At 59.1% G+C, this 1,108-nt stretch carries 1 protein-coding gene; it reads right to left on the bottom strand.

The annotated features are described in order from the left end of the window. A protein-coding gene (locus BG60_RS36150; RefSeq protein ID WP_152563265.1) for an IS3-like element ISBcen22 family transposase occupies positions 1-1,028 on the bottom strand; the annotation gives its coding sequence in 2 pieces (ribosomal slippage) (positions 1-767 and positions 767-1,028; 1,029 coding nt annotated over the 2 pieces). This gene is flagged as partial in the annotation. Positions 1,029-1,108: the final 80 nt, after the last annotated feature.

Genomic DNA, 1,108 nt, shown 5'->3' with positions numbered 1-1,108 from the left:
TCGAGTCTCATTGTAGTCGCGGCGCCAAGCCTCGATCTCTCGTTTGGCTTCCGCCAACGATTCGAACCAGTGCAGGTTCAGACATTCGTCCCTGAACGAGCCGTTGAATGTCTCGATGAAGCTGTTGTCGGTGGGCTTGCCTGGCCGGCTGAAGTCGATCTGCACCTTGTAGTGGTAGGCCCACATGTCCAGCAGGCGACCCGAGAATTCGCTGCCGTTATCGGCGAACAGGAACCTCGGTGCGCGGCGCTGAGCCACCAAACGATTCAGCACTGACACGACGTCCTCGGCACGCAAGCGCTTGCCTACTTCAATGGCCAGCGCTTCACGGCTAAAGATGTCCACGACCGTCAGGGCGCGCAAGCGGGTGCCGTCGGCTAACTGGTCCGCCACAAAGTCCAGACTCCAGACTTCATTGGGACGAACCGGCACGCAACGCTCGCGGCGCGATACCACCATCTTGCGGCGCTTGGGTAGCTTCGAACGCAGTTGAAGCTGCTCTTCGGCGTAGAGCCGATAGACCCGATTACGGCTCACACGCCAACCTTCACGCTTGAGCAGCACGTGCACGCGCCGGTAGCCATATCGAACGCGCGTCTGCGCAATCTCGCGCATGCGTTGACGCAGTGCCGTTTGCGGGTCCTTGACGCTGCGATAGTAGTGGGTACTGCGAGCTTGCTTGACCAGCCGGCACGCCCGCTGCGTCGGAAGACCGTAGTGATCCACGATGTAGCTCACTGCCTGTCTCTTCAGCGCGGGCGCGGCCACTTTTTTGTGGCGATATCCTGCAGGATGGCCTTGTCCAGACTCAGTTCCGCAACTAGCTTCTTGAGCCGCTCGTTCTCATCCTGGAGTTGCTTCAGTTCGCGGACCTGGTTCGACTCCAGACCCGCGTACTGCTTCTTCCATCGGTAATACGTCTGCTCCGATATCCCGAGCTGCCGAACCAGATCCGCCACCGGCATGCCCAGCTCAGCCTGCTTGAGCGCGGCCACGATCTGCTCCACCGAATATTGCTTGCGCTTCATCGCCAACCTCCCGTTCCTATTGGGAAAATTGCCTCCGAAACACTAACACTCATTTGTGTCCAGGATTTCTAGAGCAGATC

Origin of the sequence: Caballeronia zhejiangensis (assembly GCF_000698575.1) — a bacterium.
GTDB classification, from domain to species: Bacteria; Pseudomonadota; Gammaproteobacteria; order Burkholderiales; family Burkholderiaceae; genus Caballeronia; species Caballeronia zhejiangensis.
The sequence above is the reverse complement of the archived record's forward strand: the minus strand, read 5'-3'. Positions and strand labels throughout refer to the sequence as shown.